This window comes from Sorangium sp. So ce296, assembly GCF_051529605.1.
Taxonomy (GTDB): Bacteria; Myxococcota_A; Polyangia; order Polyangiales; family Polyangiaceae; genus Sorangium; species Sorangium cellulosum_D.
Genome location: NZ_CP150325.1, coordinates 2,197,514 through 2,212,673, shown reverse-complemented (window position 1 = coordinate 2,212,673; position 15,160 = coordinate 2,197,514). Strand labels below are relative to the sequence as shown.

Below are 15,160 nucleotides of genomic sequence, written 5' to 3'. Positions count from 1 at the left end.
TTCGGCGGTTCCTGCTGTCAAAACGGCGGCGACGCGGGGGCCCTCTCCGCTCCGAGGAGCTCCGCGGGCTCCTCGCGGCCGGCCAGCTCGCCGCCGCTCGCGCCGTGCACGCCCGCCTCGGTGTCACCATGGCGCTGCTCTGGCCAGAGCGTCGGTTGGATGCTTCGATGGATCTCTGTCATCTTCCCTGAAGGGCTTCCCCCACTCGGGAGGAGAGACGGCTGAGGTGCCCCCGGCTGGTATTTTCTTGGTCAGGCCCAGAAGCTCGCCGTCGTCCATCCGCCTGTCTCTCCGTCGAGGATGCGGATCCCCTCGGCTTCGATCGCGTCGGCGAGCTCCTCGGTGGTCCCGTCGTCGCCGGAAACGGCGACTTTCATCGTACCCCAGCGTTCTCGTGCCCATGTCACGACGGGGATCAGCTCGCGGGAGCCTCGAGCCCGGACATCGACGACAGGAATGCCGCGTGTCGGACTCGACTCCCAGATGGCGTACGCTGCAGAGACATACAACCTCGACCGCGCGTCGCTGCACTCGGGGACGAGAGGCACATTCAAGTGCTCGGGGAGCTCGCCCCATGCCTTGAGCGGGATCGTCAGGAGCGCGCTGGCATGCCCCATCGCGTCCAGCTCGGCGTTGAACGCGAGTCGTTCCAGCCACGAGACCACGCCCCCACCGACGAACTCGAAATGCCCGTAGGCCGCATCGCAGGACCACATCGCCCCGGTCGCATCGCACAGGTACGACTCGAACTCCGGTCCTCCTCCGATGCAGATCATGTCGAGATCTCCCCACCGGTAGAAGGGCCACTCGCCTCGGGAGAGCTTCGGGGCGCCATGGGCGACCGCGACGGCTGTCGGCGCTGCTCTCTGCGCAGCATCAGGGAGGTCCTCGATGCGCCAGAGCCCCAGCCATATGTTGCCCTCGCCAGGTCGCAAGAGCAGCGTCCGCCCGAGGAGGAGCAGCTCTTCCGGAGCGCCGGCCATCGCCGCGGGAGGCCGTGCAGCGGGGAGGGCTATCGCATGGCGACGGAGGTATTCCCGCAGGCGGACACTGCCGAGCGCCGGTGGATGACGGCGAATCCGCTCGCGGCGCGTCGGCGTCGCTTCGACCGTCTCCATCACGTGACCGCGAAACGTTCGCTGCTGTCGGATCAGATCCCGCCCAGCGATCGAGACGACCACCTCGTGGTCACCGGTGCCGCGATGCGGGTGCTCGAATCGTCCCTGGATGGACTGTTGCTCCATATCGCTGACGAAGATGAGGTGCGCATCCGGTGCCGGCATGCTCGCGCAGAAGCCCAGCGCGTTGCATCGCTCCAGGATCCGTGCGGCTCCGTCGACGGATCGCGCGAGAAAATGAGAATCCCAGCACAGGATCTCGTCGTCGCAAAAAGCATTGTCCACGGGGTCGATTGCGCCAAGGCCGAGCGCCAGCGCGAGATCTCGGCCCCAGCGTCTGGGGAGCGTCGGGAGCGCGTCCTTGCACACGAGCTCCGGGATCCATGCGCGAAACTGCTGTCGTAGCACGAGCAGCTCGACACAGGCCTGCCACGAGATCGTCGAGCCCAGATCCGCTGTCCCCCATGCACCATCAGATCGTTCGTTCAAACGGATCCTTGTCTGTCCTTTGCCCCAGAGGCAATAGCCGGGCTGGCACTCGTCCGTCGGAGCGTCGATCGTGGCCGGATATCCCAGCGTGGTGCCATCGAGGACGGGCATGCCTCGCCGACCCGTCAGCTCGTAGAGCTCGTCGTCGAGCTCACGCGTGGGTGACAGGTCCGCCAGCGGCGTGCGCGGCACAACGGGAGCCGCGCGAAGTGCATCGATAGCGCGGTCGGACCAGCGGGTCGTCAGAGCGTTTGCCATCTGCCCTCGTGGTAGTGCCACTTCCGTAGAGCGTCGGTTGGATGCTTCGATGGATCTCTGTAATCTTCCCTGAAGGGCTTCCCCCACTCGGGAGGAGAGACGGCTGAGGTGCCCCCGGCCGGCATTTTCTTGGTCAGGCCATGTTCGGGATCGTTGGGGTCGAGCCCTGCCAGCTTCCAGAGCCGCGGAAGCGTCTGTGAACAGTTAGGGCATGCCTGCTTGATCTGTCCGTCGCCGTCCCACTTTGCCTCTATATTCTTTGTGTCCTTGAGCGCTTGCTGAAGGTTCTTCCTCCCCTCTTCCGTCTTCGTGTCGATGCGCTTTCCAGTAGCCTGCTCCCACTGCTTCAAATAGTCACTCATGGCTTTCGGCTCGGCGCAAAGGGCCGGATTCCGGTCGAACTTTCCTTGCTTTGGCACCGCGGAAGACTTCGGTAGAGCGTCTTTTACGGCTTCGTGTAGGTTGCTCTTCCAATCCGGGTCATAGCCGGAAGTGCCCATCCCGGTGATCTGCTTCCCCTCGCTGGTGACCCCGGTAACCGTCCCCTGCATGGGGATCGCGTCGGGGTTCAAGGCATCCAAATCGATGAAGTCTGTGGGGCTCCCTTTGGCATATACGTACTCCCGCAGGCTCCCCTCCAGCCGGATCGGCTCCGGGCTCAGGTACTGCCCCGTCTCCGCGTCGTAGTACCGGTACCGGTTGTAGTAGAGCCCCGTCTCCTCGTCCGCGTACTGGCCCGGGAACCTGAGCGGCGTCAGCCCGGCCTGCTCGCCCTCGACGCGCCCGAACAGCGACGCCTCCACCGTGCCGACGAGCGCTCCGTCCCCCGTCAACAGCGCCTCCGGCATCCCGTTCGGCGCCTCGACATAGTACCGGACCTCGGCGTGCTCGCCCCGCCGCACGCGATCGGCGAGCGGCAGCGGCGCCTCCGGCAGCACGGCGTAGGCCCGCTCTTCTACGATCGGCGCGTCGCCCGCCCCCGTGCGCTCTCGGACCTCATGCACCAGCGCATCCCCGCTCCAGGCATAGCGCGTGATGCTCTCGACCACCCGATCCTTCTCCACGCGCTTCTCGAGCCGCCGCGCGAACGGGTCGTACACGAAGCGGACCACCCGACCGTCCGGCAGCCACACCGCCTGGAGCAGGTCGCCGTCGCCCCAGTCGAAGCGCCACGAGCGCCCGTCGCCCGCGGTCTTGCTCGTCGCGCGCCCACCGTCGTCGTACGCGAACGTCACCCCTCCTCGCGAAAGAAGCCGCCCGCCCGGCCCATACCGCCGCTGCGACCCGCTGTCGTGGAGCTCCCCGCTCGGTCCGTGGCGGAACCCCTCGAGCACCTCCCGCCGCGCTCCCGCGGCTCGCTGGCGCGCCACGATCATCCCGTTCCCGTCGCGCGGGAGCTCCAGCGAGCTCCCCCCCACGCCGTCGCCCACCGCCCCGAGCAAGCCCGCCGGCGACCAGCCGTAGCCGCGCGCGAACGTTACCCCGAGCGGCCTCGGCCCCACCCACGCGGGCTCGCCTGGCCGCACGGCCGGCCCCGCCTTGGGGCTCATCACCTTCACCCAGGCCAGCAGGCCGTCCGGTGTCACCGCCTCGGCGATGCGCCCGCCTGCGGGCAGCGCCCTCTCCACCAGGTTGCCCGCCGGGTCGTAGCCCAGCCGCAGAGCCCCAGCGTCGCCGAACGACACCTCGACCGGCCGGCCCATCACGTCCCGCGCGATGTCCATGGCCCCGAACGGCCCCGACGTCCGCACCGCTTTGCCGAGCGCGTCGTACGCCGTCTCCGTCGCCGTCCGCTGGCTACCCCGCGTGACCGTCTCGCGCACCACCCGTCCGCGCGCGTCGCGCGCGTACTCGCAGGTGACGTCTCCGCTCGCGATGCGTTCCATCCGGCCGAGCGGGTCGTAGGAGATCTCATCGCTCCGCCCATCCGAGAAGCTGCGCTCCACGAGCCTTCCGCACGGGTCATACGCCAGCTCGACGCGCCCCGCGCCGTCCCGGATCTCGACGATCCGGCCCATCCCGTCGTGCCGGTACGCGATCCGGCGCCCGTCGAACGTGTGCTCCTCGACGACGCGCCCCTCGCCCCGGCGCACATACCGGTGCTCCTCGCCGACCTCGTTCACCACCCGAACGAGATCCTGCTCGCGATCGTGGAAGTACCGCACGGAGCTGCCGTCCGGGCGGACCACCTCCGTCACGACACCGATCCCGCCCCAGCGCAGCGTGGTCGCACGCCCGTCCGCGTCGACGATCCGCGACAGGCGGCCATCGGCATCATACCCGTAACCGTCCGTCGCTCCGCTCGGACGCCGCACGGACACGAGCCTGTCGCACACGTCATAAACATAGAACGTCTCGAACCCCCGCTCGTCCACGAAGCTCGTCACCCGTCCCAGGAAATCGTATCGAATCCGCCGCGCCGACCCGTCCGGCTCGAACACCGCCACGCGGTTGCCGAGCGCGTCGTACTCCATCCGGGTCACGCCGCCGTTCGGGAGGACCGCCTCGACGAGCAAGCCCCGCTCGTCATAGCGAAACGCCACCACGGGCCCGAGCTCGTCGAACACCGCAGCGACATCCCCTTGCGCGTTCCGCTCGTAACGCGCGAATTCCCCGAGCGCGTCCCGCATCTCGGCGATGGCACCCTGCTCGTCGTAGACGTACTCCGTCCTCGCGCCCGTCGGATCCACCACGGCGCGTAGCCGCCCGACCTCATCGCGCTCGCAGCGCCACGCGTGCCCGAGCGCATCCTGGTACTCGAGAACGTTGCCCGCGGCGTCGAACCGGTACGAATGCACGCTCCCGTGCCAGATCACCTTGTCTGCCTTGTCCAGGCGGTTGCCCTCGACGCGCCGCTGCGAGCGCGAGGTGATCACCTCGACGAAGACGCCGTGGTCCTCGATTTTGACGTGGCAGAACCCATTCGCTTTCGTCTCGCCGTCGTCCAGGGTGTCAGGCACCTCGCGGTCGAGCGCGTCGTTGCCCGGACGCTCGCACCACGTCTCGACGCAGCGGCCCCGGTCGTCGTAGCGAAAGTGCGCCACGAGCCCCCCGGGCTCGCGACGCCTCGTCAGCCGGTGCTCTTCATCGTACTCGTACCGATGCTCGTGTCCCGCCGCGTCGATCGCGGCCGCGAGATCGCCCCGCTCCCCGTACCGGTACGTCCGAAACGAGGTCCATCGCCCCTGCGCCGACGCGTTCTTCACCTCGAAAGCGGCGATCCTGCCGTCCGGGTGTCGGCGGACGCGCACGATGCGCCCTGCGCTGTCGAGCACCTGCGACAGGCGAGTCCCCTCGTACGTCAGGCGAACCTCGTTCCCGTACCGATCGACGATGCGCGACAAGAGCCAGCATCCCTCCTGTCGCTCGCCGAGCACGTACAAGAGCCCTTCCGCCTGCAGCGTGTAGCCGGCCGCGTGGCGCGTCAGCCGGCCGCAGGGCAGCGCGACGGGGTGTTCCGGCTCGGGCACGTCCGCCGTCGTGGGCGCGGCGTTCGGCTCCAGCACCCGCAGCGTCCTTCTCCGCTCCTCGATGCGCCAGGCCAGCGAGTGACTCCATCCGAAGCCGAGGCCCAGGTCTACGTCACGCGTCTCCGACGAGTAGCTCCGCTCGATGACCAGCGGAATCGGACCCGGCAGCGCGAGATCGACGACTTTCGCGGTGTAGACCCGCCCCGTCACGGGATCGACCGGATCTCCCGCCGAGGTGCCTCCGCCGCGCCCATGGGACGGGTTCGGGCAGCCTCCACCGCTTCCCGCGCCGCAGGAGCCGGCGTTCTTGCCGCCGCCCTGTGCTCCCTGGCCGCCGCCCTTGCCGTCGGCTCCTTGGCCGCCCCCGCCGCCGCGGCCTCCGCGCCCCCCGCCGCCTCCTCCGCTGCCCCCGCCGCCCAGGATCCATGTCCCGGGGTTCATGCCAGGGAGGGCGGGGATGTTCGGAACCGGAGCCGTACGCGCCATGGGACGAGGGTCGCCGGCGGCCACGCGCGGCGTCAATTCACAGCACGTTGCCGTCTCGCAGGCGAGGAAGGTGTGCCAAGACGAGCTTGTTCTGTGCCAAGCCAGGGGGGTCCGACACTGGCTCAACCGCAATGCATTGCGACACACCGGGGTCCGGACCCCTCGAGAACGCTCCGCGGGGCGTCATTGTAGGCAAGATTGTGCCAAAAAACGCTCTGGATTGTGCGGTTATGCGCCAATTGCCTCCGGAAAGCGTCTAACTTTGTGCCAGAAGGGGGGTCCGGACCCCTCCGGACCGCAATGCACAGCGCTGGTGCGCGGTCGAGATCCCTCCGGACCGCGCTGCACAGCGCCGGCGCGGGGTCGGGACCCCCTCCGAACCGCACGTCGTATCGTCCAGGTTCGCCCTCCCAGCGCGCTCCAGGGTCGTGACGCCGTCGGCCTGGATTGGTTTGCGGTAGTTCCACCGGACCGCGAGACTCGCAGCATGGACGGCATCGACCCGAACAACCCCGTGGTGCGGCTCTGCGCCGAGGGCATGCAGGCCGAAGCCGAGGGACGGAACGAGGACGCCCGGGCCCTGTTCGAGCAAGCATGGGCCGCGCGCACCGACGATTACGAGGCGTGCATCGCCGCCCACTACGTCGCCCGCCACCAGGGGAGCGAGCAGGAAACGCTCGCATGGAACCAGGAAGCCTTGCGCCGGGCCGACGCTGCGGGCGGCGACCGGGTGCGCGGCTTCTATCCGTCGCTCCTCCTCAACCTGGGGCGCTCGCACGAGGCGCTCGGCGACATGGCCGAGGCGCGCGCCTGCTACGAGCGCGCGGCGGCGCTGCTCCACGAGCTCCCCGCGGGGCCGTACGGCGACACGGTCAGGAACGCCGTGAAGCGCGCCCGCGGGCGGGTCGAGTAGCCCGCGCCCTTCCGCCCCGTGCGCTCACGGCGCCGGTGCGCCGGGAACCGGGGCGTCTTGCGGCGCCGGGGCGCCCTCCGGCGCCGGCGCATCCATCGCGCAGCGGAAGCCGATCCAGGCGTGCGCGGTCACCGGCGCCGCGGCGGTGCGGTACGTCGCCGAGAGCTTCTCCGGGCCATCCAGGAAGCTCCCGCCCCGGATCACCTTCAGCGGGAACGACGGGTCGCCCTGCGGGTTCTCGCCGCCGGGCGGCGGAAAGACGAGGCCGTCCGACACCCACTCGGACACGTTGCCGGCGAGATCGTAGACGCCCTCCGGGGTCCGATCGCTCGGGTGGGCGCCCGACGCGCAGGTCGCGACCTCGGTGCCGCGCGCGAGGCAGCCCTCGTTGCGGTCGTAGCAGGCGCGTTCGCACGCCGGCGCGTCGTCGCCCCAGACGTAGGCCCGCCCCGCAGCGCCGCGCGCCGCGACCTCCCACTCCGCCTCCGTGGGCAGCCGGCGGCCCCGGAAGCGGCAGTAGCTCTCGGCCTGGGAGTAGTCGACGCAGTTGATCGGGTGCCCGGTCGCGTTGCGCGGCTCGTTGCAGCGCCGCGACCACAGCTCGGCCTCCTTCTGGTCCTCGGACGCCGCCGGCGCCTGCACGCCCGGCAGGAGCTCGGGCGTCAGCGAGACGTGATCCGCGGTGGAGCACATGCGCTGCTCCATGCAGGCGCGGTAGGCGCGGACGGTCACCTCGTTGCGATCGATGTAGAACCCGCGGGTGAGCGTCACCTGGCGCGCCTCGCCCGCGGCGCCGATCGTGGTCGTGAGCGGCCCGATGAAGACCATGTCGGCCGGCGGCGCGGCGGGCGCGGCGGGCGCGGCGGCCGACGTCTCGGTCGCGGCGCTCTCCGCCGGCGCGGCGGTGGCGACCGCCGTCGCCGCGCCCACGGGGGCCGTCGCCACGGCGCGCCCGGTGGGCGACGCCTTCGCGGGGGCGCGCGCGGCCGGGGCCTGCGCCGGCTTCTTGCTGGCGGGCGACTGCGTCAGGAAGTACGCCGCCGCGCCGGCGCCGCCGAGCAGGAGGAGCGCCGCGAGGAACCAGGGGAGCGCCGCGCGCACGGGGCTGCGGCCGCGCTGCGGCGGGGCGACAGGCGGCGCGGCGTACGGCGGGCCGCCGGCCGGGTGCGGGGCGGCGCCAGGCGGCGCGGCGTGCGGCGGGCCGCCCGCCGGGTACGGGGCGGCGCCGGGCGGCGGGGGCGGCGGGCGCGCCCCGGGGTAGCCGGCGGGCGCGACCGTCTCGATCATGGAGTCGTCGACCTGCGCGGTCCGGGAGCCGCCCGTCGCCAGCGCGCCGGCGGCGTAAGCCGCGCCAGACGCCGCTGCCGCGCCGCCCGTGGCGCCGCCCACGCCGCCCGTGAAGCCGGCCGCGCCGCCCGTCGGCGGCCCGCCCGCGCCGTGGCTCACCTTGACCACGGCGGGCCGCGCCGGCGCGGGCGCGCGCGCGTCGGCGAGCATCGTCGGCTCGACCGGCAGGCCGGCGTGCCCCGCCGACGCGCCGAGCCCGCGCGCGGCCGCATACTCCGCGGTCGACAGCCCGCCCGCGTGCTCCGCGCCGTAGGCGTCCAGCCTCGGGCCCGACCCGGCGCGCTCGCCGAGCGCCGCGGCCGAGAGCGCGTCCCAGAACTCGCCCGCGCTCGTGAAGCGGTGCTTCGGCTCGATGGAAAGCGCCTTGTCGAGCACGCGCTCGATCGCCTCCGGCGCGCTCGGCAGCCCGCGCGCGCGCAGCGTCGGGCGCACCGCCGGGTCGGCCGAGGCGATGTAGAGCTGCGTCGGGTCGTCCCCCTCGAGCGCGCGCCTGCCGCTCACGAGCTCGACGAAGATGAGCGCGAGCGCGAACACGTCGGTCCAGGGGCCGGTCGCGCCGCGGGCCTTGTTGAACTGCTCGGGCGCCCCGTAGCGCGGCGTGAACGCGCTCGGCCCCTGCCGGGTCGCCGCGAGCGCCTCCGTGAACGTGGGGTGGTCGGCCAGCACCTTGGCGATGCCGAAGTCGAGCACCTTCAGCGTCCGCGCCCCGCCGACGTCCGTGAGGAACAGGTTGGCCGGCTTCACGTCCCGGTGCGCGACCTTGTGCGCGTGCGCGACCGCGAGCGCGCGCGCGGCCGGCGAGAGCAGCTGGATCGCCTCGGCGATCGACATGCCGAACTCGCCCCGGTCGCGCCGGTCCCGGAGGTATTGCCCGAGCGTCTGGCCCTCCAGCCACTCCAGCACGAGGTAGGGCACCCACACGCCGGCCGGGGTCGTGAACGCGCCGACGTCGAGCGCCTGCACGATGCCCGAGGTGGCCCGCGACAGCCGGTGCAGGATCCGCCCCTCGCCCCGCAGCGTCTCGAGCAGGGCGTCGCGCTGGGCGGCGTCGAGCGAGGTCGGCATCTTCAGGCACTTGATCGCGATGAGCTCGCCGAAGCCCTCGTGGATCCCGCGGTAGACCACGCCGAACCCGCCGTCGCCGATGACGGCGGCGACGCGGTACTTCCCCTCGATGGTCTGGCCCGCGAGGCCGAAAGGGTCGTCGGAGGGCTCCGTCATGCCCCGCTCCTAGCGCGGAGCCGCTCGCAGGCAAAGGGGCTTCAGCGCCGCGCGCGCCCGCTCGCGTCGGTTGCCGCTGGTTGGCGCTGGTGGACGTCCCTTTGCGCCCGTTCGCGTCGGTTTGCGCCCGCTTGCGCCGGCTCGCGCCCGTCGGCGCCCGCTCGTGCTCGTTTGCGTGTTTGCGCCGGGCCCGGTTCGTTGGTGCTGCTTGCATCCGGCGGCCGGCGGGGCCATGGCGGTCTTCATGAAGGCACCGCGCGCGCTCGTGATCCTGGCCGAGGGAGCTGAGGAGATGGAAACCACCATCATCGTCGATGTCCTCCGGCGCGCCGAGGTCGAGGTCGTCCTCGCCGGGCTCGACGGGCCGGGGCCGGTGCGCTGCAGCCGCGGCGTGCGCCTCGTGCCGGACGCGGATCTCGCGGCGGTGTCGGGCGACTTCGACGCCGTGGTCCTCCCGGGCGGCAAGGGCGGGGCCGACCGGCTGGCCTCCTCGCCGGCCGTGGGCGAGCGCCTGCACGCGCAGGCGCACGCGGGCCGCACCGTCGCGGCGATCTGCGCGGCGCCGATCGCGCTCGCGGCGCACGGGCTCTTCCAGGGCAGGACGATGACGTGCCACCCGTCCGTGAACGACGTGGTGTCGGCGCACGGCGCGCTCGCCGCGAGCCCGGTGGTCGAGGACGGGCAGCTCGTGACCAGCCAGGGGCCGGGCACCGCGATGGCGTTCGCGCTCGCGCTCGTCGAGCGCCTCCGCGGCCCGGAGGTCGCGGCGAAGGTGCGGGCGCCGATGATGCTGCAGTCCTGAGCGCGCGCGGCCCTCCGAGGCGGCGAAGCCGGCCACGACGAAGCCAGGGGGCAGCGACTATGCCGCCTGCAAGTGCTCGATCAGGATCTTCACGCCAAGGCCGATGAGCACGACGCCCCCCGCGACGTCGAGCCGCTTGCCGAGCATCGCCCCGAAGCGCCTGCCGGCGAAGAGGCCGATCGCGCTCAGGACCGCTGTCGTGATCCCGATGGTGACCAGGGAGAGCGCGAGCGGCGCATTCAACATCGGAAGCGTGAAGCCGATCGCGAGCGCATCGATGCTCGTCGCGATGGCGAGCACGAACATGACCTTCAAGGCGAACAGGTCCTTGGGCGCATCGTCTTCGTCGTCAGCGCCGGACCGCGCCTCCCACAGCATCTTGCCGCCGATGGCCGCGAGGAGCCCGAAGGCGATCCAGTGATCCCACGCCTGTACCAGAGGCCCAATACGCGCGCCGAGGAGCCACCCGATCAAGGGCATGAGCGCCTGAAACCCGCCAAAGAAACCGGCGACGAGCGCGACGTGCCGGGCGCGAATCACGGGGACCGCCAGCCCCCGCGCGGCCGAGACCGCCGTTGCATCCATGGCCAGGCCGAGCGCGAGCAGCAGAATTGCGCCGAAGCTCACGACGCCACCGCCGACCATCCGGAGATGAATCTCGAGGATCCGCGCATGAGTCCGTTGAGGGCACCTCGCGCCGAGGTCACCGCCTGGAGCACCCCTGCACAGCCGAGGTCGCCATCGGGTGCCCGCTCCACGGCCTCCAGCCGATCGCGCGTGCGTCGCGCGTGAGCCGTGAGCCTCTTCGTGGTCTCGATCGTGTGCACCCGGGTAGCGTAGGGGACCATGCTACGTGCCACAAGCGGGCGGGGGCCTGCTCAGCCCGGGGCGTCCGCGCGGCTCATGCAGATTCCTGAGCCGTGAAGGGCGGCTCACGTGCGCTATCCGCCGTGGCCGAGCCAGCGCTCACCTCCACCAGCTTCGATCGCCGCCGGCCGGTTGAACTAGAATGGCGACCGGCCGGCGCTTCAGGTCGTGCGAAAGCGGCGGCGCCGGGGAGGAAAATGCGATGCGAGCGATGGTCATCCCCGCCTTCGGCGGGCCCGAGCTGTTCGAGCTGCGTGAGGTAGAGCGGCCCTCGCCCGGACCGGGCGAGGTCCTGGTGCGCGTCGTCGCGTCGGGCACGAACCCGGTCGACGCGAAGATCCGGGCCGCCGGGAGCTGGGCGCAGATCGCGCCGCCGGTGGTCCTCGGCTACGACGTCTCCGGGGTCGTCGAGGCGGTCGGCCCGGGCGTCGGCGGCTTCGCCCCCGGCGACGAGGTCTTCTACACGCCGGAGATCTTCGGCAACCCGTCGGGGAGCTACGCCGAGTACAACGTGGCGCCCGCGTCGATCGTCGCCAGAAAGCCGCGCGGCATGTCGCACGTCGAGGCGGCCGCCATCCCGCTCGCGGGCGGCACCGCGTGGGAGGCGATCGTGCGCCGGCTCGCGGTGAAGCCCGGCGAGACGGTGCTCGTCCACGGCGGCGCGGGCGGCGTCGGCTCGTTCGCGGTGCAGTTCGCCCGCGCCTCGGGCGCCCGCGTGCTCGCCTCCGCGGGCGCGGCGAACCAGGAGACCCTGCGCGGGCTCGGCGTCGATCGCCCCATCGACTACACGTCCGAGGACCCGGCCGAGGTCGCCCTCCAGGAGACCGGCGGCGCCGGCGTCGACGCGGTCTTCGACACCGTGGGCGGAGACCTCGTCGCGAAGAGCCTGCGCGCGACGCGCCCGGGCGGCCGGCTCGCCTGCGTCCTCGCGCCGCAGGGCGACCTCTCCCCGCTCTACATCAAGAACCAGACGCTCCACGGCGTCTTCCTCACCCGGGAGGCCGCGCGCCTCCGCGAGATGACGCCGCTCTTCGAGCGGGGGCTCGCGTTCCCCATCGTCTCCGGGGTGCTGCCGCTCGAGCAGGTCGCCGAGGCGCACCGGCGCCTCGACTCGGGCCACGGCGCCGGCAAGCTGATCCTCTCGATCGCCAAGGGCTGAGCCGCCCGCGCCGAGCCGCCCGCGCCGAGCCGCCCGCGCCGAGCCGCCCGCGCCGAGCCGCCCGCGCCGAGCCGCCCGCCCGGCACCCCGGGGCGCCCCCATCGGTCGGGTCGTTTGCAGGACCACAAGCGCGCACAGATGGCCTTATACTGCGCCGCGTGCTGCCGCTGCTCGCCCTGACCGTCGTCGTCGTGCTGTGCCTTGGCTACCGCTTCTACGGGAGGCTCGTCGCGCGCAACTACGCGCTCGACGACGCCGCGGTGACGCCCGCGGTCAAGGTGAACGACGGCGAGGACTACGTGCCCACGAAGCCGTTCTACCTCTTCGGGCAGCACTTCAGCGCCATCGCCGCCGCCGGGCCGATCGCCGGCCCGATCCTCGCCGGCCAGGCGTTCGGGTGGCTCCCGTGCGTGCTCTGGATCGCGCTCGGCGTCGTGTTCATCGGCGCGGTGCACGACTTCTCCGCGCTCATCGCGAGCGTCCGCCACGGGGCCGAGAGCGTCGCCGAGATCGCGAAGCGGCACATCGGCCGGCGCGCCTGGCTGTCGATGATGATCTTCATCTGGCTCGCGCTCTCCTACGTGATCGTCGCCTTCACCGACATCACGGCGAGCACCTTCGTCGGCAAGACCGAGGAGTTCGAGGGCGGCACGTTCCAGTTCAACCCCGGCGGCGCCGTCGCGGCGGCGAGCGCCGCCTACCTCGGCCTCTCCCTCGTCATGGGCGTCGTCGACCGGTACCTCAAGCCGCCGCTCTGGCTCACCACGCTGATCTTCGTCCCCGCGACGCTCGGCGTCGTCTGGCTCGGCACGAAGATCTCGACCGCGTTCGTGCTGCCGGTCGACAACCCGCAGCGCGCGTTCGGCCTCATCATCCTCGTCTACTGCTTCGTGGCCTCGCTCCTGCCGGTCTGGCTGCTCCTCCAGCCGCGCGGCTACCTGGGCGGGTTCATCCTCTACGTGGCGCTCGCGGTCGGCGTGATCGGGATCTTCTTCGGGAACCTCCGGTACCCGGGGGAGTTCGAGCTGCGGCAGCCCGCGTTCACCTCGTGGAACGCCGGCGGCGCGACCGGCATGCTCTTCCCGTTCCTGTTCGTCACCATCGCCTGCGGCGCCTGCTCCGGCTTCCACGGGCTCGTCTGCTCGGGGACGACGTCGAAGCAGATCTCGAAGGAGACGCACACCCACGCGGTGGGCTACGGCGCGATGCTGGCCGAGGCGTTCGTCGCGCTGATCGCGCTCGCGACGCTGGTCATCGTGGCGCAGGGGACGAAGCTGCCCGGCCCGGGCAAGATCTACGGCGACGGGATCGGCAGGTTCCTCACCGTGATCATCGGCAAGGAGCACTTCCTCTTCGCCGCGACGTTCGGCGCGATGGCGTTCTCCACCTTCGTGTTCGACACGCTGGACGTCTCGACGCGCCTCAGCCGCTACATCCTCGAGGAGCTGTTCAACTGGAAGGGGAGGGTGTTGTCCGCGGCGGCGACCGCGCTCTCGCTGGCGCCGCCGACGCTGTTCATCATGACCGCGCGCCCGCCCGCCCCCGGCGTGCGGCCCGCGTACCTCGACTTCTGGACGCTGTTCGGCACGAGCAACCAGCTGCTCGCGGCGCTGACGCTCCTCGCGGTCACGGTCTGGCTGCACCGCGAGAAGCGGCGCATCTGGTACACGGCGATCCCGATGGTGTTCGTCATGGCGATCACGGTGTGGGCCCTCGTCCTGCAGGTGCGGACCGCGCTCGTCGCCGTGAAGAACGAGGGGCTCGCGCTGAACGCGACGACGATGAACGGCCTCGTGGGGCTCGCGCTGATCGGGCTCGCGCTGTCGCTGATGGTCGAGGCGGTGAAGGCGATGAAGAACGGCCCGGCGGCGGACGCGGCGCCGGTGCCCGGGCCGGCGCGCTGAGAGGGGCGCGCTCCGCCGGGCGCGCCGCGCGTCACCCCGCCGCGGCGCGCCCGCGCAGGCGCTGCTCGGCCAGCCGCTCGGCGGCGAGCGCCGGCGGCGCGCCGTCGGCCGCCGCCATCTCGAGCACGCGGAGGACGGTGTCGTAGATCGCGTGGACGCGCCGCTCGACCTCGGCGCGGGACCAGCCGAAGAGGTCCGCGCCGCCGCTCAGCACGCCGCCCGCGTTGGCCACGACGTCGGGCACGTAGAGGACGCCGCGCGCCGCGAGCGCCTCGCCGTGGCGCGGCTCGAGGAGCTGGTTGTTGGCGGCGCCGGCGACGATCTCCGCCCTGAGCTCCCGGACGGCGCGGTCGTCGAGGACGCCGCCGAGCGCGCAGGGGGCGAAGATGTCGGCCTGGGCCGAGGCGATCGCGTCCGACGGCACGACCGTGGCCCCGAGCTCGGCGGCGACGTGGCGGGCGCGATCCGGCGCGACGTCCGCGACGAGGAGCCGCGCGCCGGCCCGGCGGAGCTCCGCCGCGAGCCGGCCGCCGACGCTGCCGCAGCCCTGGAGCGCGACGGTCCGGCCCGCGAGGTCGTCGCTGCCCCAGCGGTGGCGCGCCGCGGCCTGGATCGCGCGGAGCACGCCGCGCGCGGTCCACGGCGACGGGTCGCCCCCCTCGCCGGCGAGGCCCTTGACGTGGCGCGTCTCGCGCCGGATGAGCTCCATGTCCGCGGGGGTGGTGCCCACGTCCTCGCCGGTGATGAACCTGCCGCCGAGGCGCTCGATGAAGCGCCCGTGCGCGCGGAAGAGCCGCTCCCGGTCGAGCGGCCCCGCGCCGCGGAGGATGACCGCCTTGCCGCCGCCGACGTCCATCCCGGCGAGGGCGTTTTTGTACGTCATGCCGCGCGACAGGCGCAGCGCGTCCACCAGGGCCTCCTCGTCGCTCGCGTAGGCGAGCAGCCGGGTGCCGCCGAGCGCCGGGCCCAGCGCGGTGCTGTGGATCGCGATGATCGCGCGGTAGCCCGCGGGCTCGTCCGCGCAGAACAGCACCTGCTCGTGGCCCATGGCGGCGAGGGTCTCGAACACGCTCTTCATGGCGGCCGAGCGTACCACCGCGCGGCGCGCCGGGGGCGACCGGGCGCC

At 72.2% G+C, this 15,160-nt stretch carries 9 protein-coding genes; 4 read left to right on the top strand and 5 right to left on the bottom strand.

The window, feature by feature from the left end; all coding sequences use genetic code 11:
• Nucleotides 1–251 precede the first annotated feature (251 nt).
• Together WME98_RS08500 and WME98_RS08495 are read right to left on the bottom strand one after the other, a co-directional pair.
• Nucleotides 252–1,865 carry a hypothetical protein gene (locus WME98_RS08500; RefSeq protein WP_437950816.1) on the bottom strand — a complete coding sequence of 538 codons (1,614 nt, stop codon included), beginning with the start codon at nucleotides 1,863–1,865 and terminating at the stop codon, nucleotides 252–254.
• Nucleotides 1,850–5,821, bottom strand: coding sequence for an RHS repeat-associated core domain-containing protein (locus WME98_RS08495; RefSeq protein ID WP_437950815.1), 3,972 nt, complete (start codon nucleotides 5,819–5,821; stop codon nucleotides 1,850–1,852). Before WME98_RS08495 ends, WME98_RS08500 begins: the two co-directional genes overlap by 16 nt.
• 487 nt (nucleotides 5,822–6,308) lie before the next feature.
• On the opposite strand from WME98_RS08495, the gene WME98_RS08490 reads away from it, so the two are divergent.
• Nucleotides 6,309–6,734, top strand: coding sequence for a hypothetical protein (locus WME98_RS08490; RefSeq protein ID WP_437950814.1), 426 nt, complete (start codon nucleotides 6,309–6,311; stop codon nucleotides 6,732–6,734).
• Nucleotides 6,735–6,758: 24 nt separating this feature from the next.
• Here WME98_RS08490 and WME98_RS08485 read toward each other — a convergent pair whose 3' ends face one another.
• Nucleotides 6,759–9,302 (bottom strand): SUMF1/EgtB/PvdO family nonheme iron enzyme, encoded by a 2,544-nt coding sequence (locus WME98_RS08485; protein ID WP_437950813.1) that lies wholly within the window; start codon nucleotides 9,300–9,302, stop codon nucleotides 6,759–6,761.
• 244 nt (nucleotides 9,303–9,546) lie between these two features.
• Here WME98_RS08485 and WME98_RS08480 point away from each other — a divergent pair, with 244 nt between their 5' ends.
• A complete protein-coding gene (locus WME98_RS08480; protein ID WP_437950812.1) occupies nucleotides 9,547–10,104 on the top strand; it encodes a DJ-1 family glyoxalase III in 558 nt (185 codons plus the stop codon).
• 57 nt (nucleotides 10,105–10,161) lie between these two features.
• On the opposite strand, the gene WME98_RS08475 is transcribed toward WME98_RS08480, so the two are convergent.
• The gene (locus WME98_RS08475) at nucleotides 10,162–10,749 is read right to left on the bottom strand and encodes a manganese efflux pump MntP (RefSeq protein ID WP_437950811.1); all 588 of its coding nucleotides are present in this window, start codon (nucleotides 10,747–10,749) and stop codon (nucleotides 10,162–10,164) included.
• A 424-nt stretch (nucleotides 10,750–11,173) separates the two neighbouring features.
• On the opposite strand from WME98_RS08475, the gene WME98_RS08470 reads away from it, so the two are divergent.
• Together WME98_RS08470 and WME98_RS08465 are read left to right on the top strand one after the other, a co-directional pair.
• Nucleotides 11,174–12,130, top strand: a complete 957-nt coding sequence (locus WME98_RS08470) for a zinc-dependent alcohol dehydrogenase family protein (RefSeq protein WP_437950810.1) — start codon at nucleotides 11,174–11,176, stop codon at nucleotides 12,128–12,130.
• Between the two features lie 158 nt (nucleotides 12,131–12,288).
• Nucleotides 12,289–14,034, top strand: coding sequence for a carbon starvation CstA family protein (locus tag WME98_RS08465; RefSeq protein ID WP_437950809.1), 1,746 nt, complete (start codon nucleotides 12,289–12,291; stop codon nucleotides 14,032–14,034).
• Between the two features lie 31 nt (nucleotides 14,035–14,065).
• Here the strand turns inward: WME98_RS08465 and WME98_RS08460 are convergent, their stop codons facing one another.
• Nucleotides 14,066–15,112 carry a Glu/Leu/Phe/Val dehydrogenase dimerization domain-containing protein gene (locus WME98_RS08460; protein ID WP_437950808.1) on the bottom strand — a complete coding sequence of 349 codons (1,047 nt, stop codon included), beginning with the start codon at nucleotides 15,110–15,112 and terminating at the stop codon, nucleotides 14,066–14,068.
• Nucleotides 15,113–15,160: the final 48 nt, after the last annotated feature.

What these genes read in the sequence shown, in the direction of transcription:
- WME98_RS08500 (WP_437950816.1), bottom strand. Translation starts at nt 1,865, where the DNA reads ATGGCAAACGCTCTGACGACCCGCTGGTCCGACCGCGCTATCGATGCA.
- WME98_RS08495 (WP_437950815.1), bottom strand. Translation starts at nt 5,821, where the DNA reads ATGGCGCGTACGGCTCCGGTTCCGAACATCCCCGCCCTCCCTGGCATG.
- WME98_RS08490 (WP_437950814.1), top strand. Translation starts at nt 6,309, where the DNA reads ATGGACGGCATCGACCCGAACAACCCCGTGGTGCGGCTCTGCGCCGAG.
- WME98_RS08485 (WP_437950813.1), bottom strand. Translation starts at nt 9,302, where the DNA reads ATGACGGAGCCCTCCGACGACCCTTTCGGCCTCGCGGGCCAGACCATC.
- WME98_RS08480 (WP_437950812.1), top strand. Translation starts at nt 9,547, where the DNA reads ATGAAGGCACCGCGCGCGCTCGTGATCCTGGCCGAGGGAGCTGAGGAG.
- WME98_RS08475 (WP_437950811.1), bottom strand. Translation starts at nt 10,749, where the DNA reads ATGGTCGGCGGTGGCGTCGTGAGCTTCGGCGCAATTCTGCTGCTCGCG.
- WME98_RS08470 (WP_437950810.1), top strand. Translation starts at nt 11,174, where the DNA reads ATGCGAGCGATGGTCATCCCCGCCTTCGGCGGGCCCGAGCTGTTCGAG.
- WME98_RS08460 (WP_437950808.1), bottom strand. Translation starts at nt 15,112, where the DNA reads ATGAAGAGCGTGTTCGAGACCCTCGCCGCCATGGGCCACGAGCAGGTG.